The organism is Streptomyces sp. NPDC029164 (genome assembly GCF_055563995.1).
Genome location: NZ_JBVHWW010000088.1, coordinates 1 through 2,686, shown reverse-complemented (window position 1 = coordinate 2,686; position 2,686 = coordinate 1). Strand labels below are relative to the sequence as shown.

Genomic DNA, 2,686 nt, shown 5'->3' with positions numbered 1-2,686 from the left:
TTGATGCCGTCGATCAGCGAGTGCCGGCAGCCGTACTTGTTGTCGAACTTCGACTTCGTCACCGCGTCGTTCACGTTGATCGCCGGGAACAGCAGGCTGCCTGCCTGGTGCATCTCGTAGAGGCGGTGCACCCCGGTGGTGGTCTCCTCCGTCACACCGCGGATCTCGGATGCCAGCGCCGTCCAGTCGATGGACGTCTTGGCCAACAGGCCCAGGACCAGGGCCATCTCCTCGTTGTCCGCGGTCGACGGGTCCGGGACGGCGCCCGCCTTCTGGTACTCGACCCCCTTGTGGACCAGCAGCGTGGCATCACCGCCGTCGTCGAGGATCATGTTCGGGCCCGCGTGGCCGGGCCAGGTCAGGGCCTGCTCCGTGCACCACCAGTACTCCTGGAGCGTCTCGCCCTTCCAGGCGAAGACCGGGATGCCGGCGGCGGCTATGGCGGCCGCCGCGTGGTCCTGCGTCGAGTAGATGTTGCAGGACACCCAGCGCACCTGCGCCCCGAGCGCCACCAGCGTCTCGATCAGGACGGCCGTCTGCACGGTCATGTGCAGGGAGCCGGTGATCCTCGCCCCCGCCAGGGGCTGCGAGGGGGCGTACTCCTTGCGGATCGACATCAGACCGGGCATCTCGTGCTCGGCGAGGGTGATCTCCTTGCGGCCGAATTCCGCGAGAGAGAGATCGGCGACCTTGAAGTCCATGGGGTCTACTCCGTGATGGTGGTGGCTAGTTCTGGCTGAGGTTCAGGTTCTGATGGATCTCTAGAGTCGCGGTGGACTTGTTGAGAGTGATGTAGTGCAGGCCCGGCGCACCCTCGGCGAGCAGACGCTCGGACATCGCCGTCGCGTACTCCACACCGATCTGGTGGCCGGCCGCCGGATCGTCCTTCGCCGCCTCCAGCCGCCCGGCGAGTTGGGCCGGGAAGCGGGCGTCGCTCAGCTCCGCGAAGCGCCGGATCTGGCGGAAATCGGTGGCCGGCATGATCTCGGGGATGACCGGCGTCAGACAGCCGACGGCACAGAGCCGGTCACGCAGCCGCAGGTAGTCCTCGGCGTGGAAGAACATCTGGGTGATGGCGTAGTCGGCGCCGGCCCGGCACTTGGCGGCGAAGTGCCGGATGTCCTCACTCCAGCCGGGCGAACGCGGATGCCGCTCCGGGAAGGCCGCGACTCCCACCGTGAAATCACCCAACTGCCGGATGAGGGTGACCAGTTCATGAGCGTGGGTCAGCCCGGCCGGATGCGGGGTCCACTGCCCCTTCGGGTCACCGGGCGGGTCACCGCGCAGGGCGAGCACATCGCGGATGCCCGCGTCGGCGTACTGGCCGATGATGTGGCGCAGCTCGGCGACCGAGTGCCCCACGGCGGTCAGGTGCGCCACCGGGCGCAACGTGGTCTGCGCCGCGATGCGCTTGGTGACCTCCACGGTACGGTCGCGGGAGGAACCGCCGGCCCCGTAGGTGACGGAGACGAACGACGGCGCGAACGGCTCGATCCGGCGGATCGCCGCCCACAGGGTGCGCTCCCCGGCATCCGTCTTCGGCGGGAAGAACTCGAAGGAGAAGGTCCGCCGGCCCTGGGACAGCAGCTCACGGACACCCGGGGAGGCGGGGGCACAGGTGCGGGGGCGGTCGGTGGTGGCGGCCAGAGCAGCCGGCATGCCGGACTCCTTTCCAACTCGTCGGGATTCAGCGCGCGTTGAAGTACGTCGCCTCGGGGTGATGGATCACGATCGCGTCGGTGGACTGCTCCGGGTGGAGCTGGAACTCCTCCGACAGCAGCACACCGATCCGCTCCGGCTGCAGAAGGCCGGCGATCTTCGCCCGGTCCTCCAGGTCGGGGCAGGCGGGATACCCCAACGAGTAGCGGCAGCCCTGGTACTCGGTGCGGAACATCCCGTCCATCGAGCCCGGATCGGAGCCGGCGATGCCCAGTTCGCCGCGGACCCGCGCGTGCCAGTACTCGGCCAAGGCCTCGGCGAGCTGGACGGAGAGGCCGTGCAGTTCCATGTACTCGCGGTAGGCGTCCGCGGCGAAGAGCCGGGCCGTCTCCTCGCCGATCCTGGAGCCGACGGTGACGACCTGGAGGCCGACCACGTCGGTGTCCCCGCAGTCCTCGGAGCGGAAGAAGTCGGCGAGGCACAGGCGGCGGCCGCGGCCCTGGCGGGGGAAGGTGAAGCGGGTCCGCTCGCAACCGTTCTCGTCGAGGATGATCAGGTCCTCGTCCTTGGAGACGCACCGGAAGTAGCCGTGCACGACGGCCGCTTCGAGCAGTCCGTCGGTGTGCAGCCGATCCAGCCAGCCGCGCAGCCGCGGCCGCCCGTCCGTCTCGATGGTCTCGGTGTCCTTCAGCCCCCACTGGCCCTTGAACAGGGCCGTCTCATCCAGCCAGGAGGCATACTCCTTGAGCGGGATGCCCTTGACGACGCGGGTGCCCCAGAACGGCGGGGTGGGGACCGGGTGGTCGACGGCGACATCGGAACGGCCCCCCGGCTCGGCCGCCACCACCAGCGGCGTGTCGCGCTTGGCGACACGGCGCTGCTTCAGCGGCGGCAACTCGACACCGGGAACACCGCGTTTGACTCCCATCAGCGCGTCCATGAGGCGCAGGCCTTCGAAGGCGTCGCGGGCGTAGCGGACTTCGCCTTCGTAGATTTCGTGGAGGTCTTGTTCGACGTAGGCGCGGGT

At 69.0% G+C, this 2,686-nt stretch carries 3 protein-coding genes; all 3 read right to left on the bottom strand.

What is annotated here, in order from left to right; all coding sequences use genetic code 11:
* On the bottom strand, positions 1–701 hold a 701-nt coding region (locus ACZ4VT_RS37305), incomplete at its 3' end, for an adenosylhomocysteinase (protein ID WP_467955813.1).
* Positions 702–726: 25 nt separating this feature from the next.
* On the bottom strand, positions 727–1,659 hold the full coding sequence (gene metF / locus ACZ4VT_RS37300) for a methylenetetrahydrofolate reductase [NAD(P)H] (RefSeq protein ID WP_467955811.1): 933 nt from the start codon (positions 1,657–1,659) through the stop codon (positions 727–729).
* Between the two features lie 28 nt (positions 1,660–1,687).
* Positions 1,688–2,686 (bottom strand): vitamin B12 dependent-methionine synthase activation domain-containing protein (locus tag ACZ4VT_RS37295; RefSeq protein WP_467955809.1); only part of this gene is annotated, 999 nt, incomplete at its 5' end.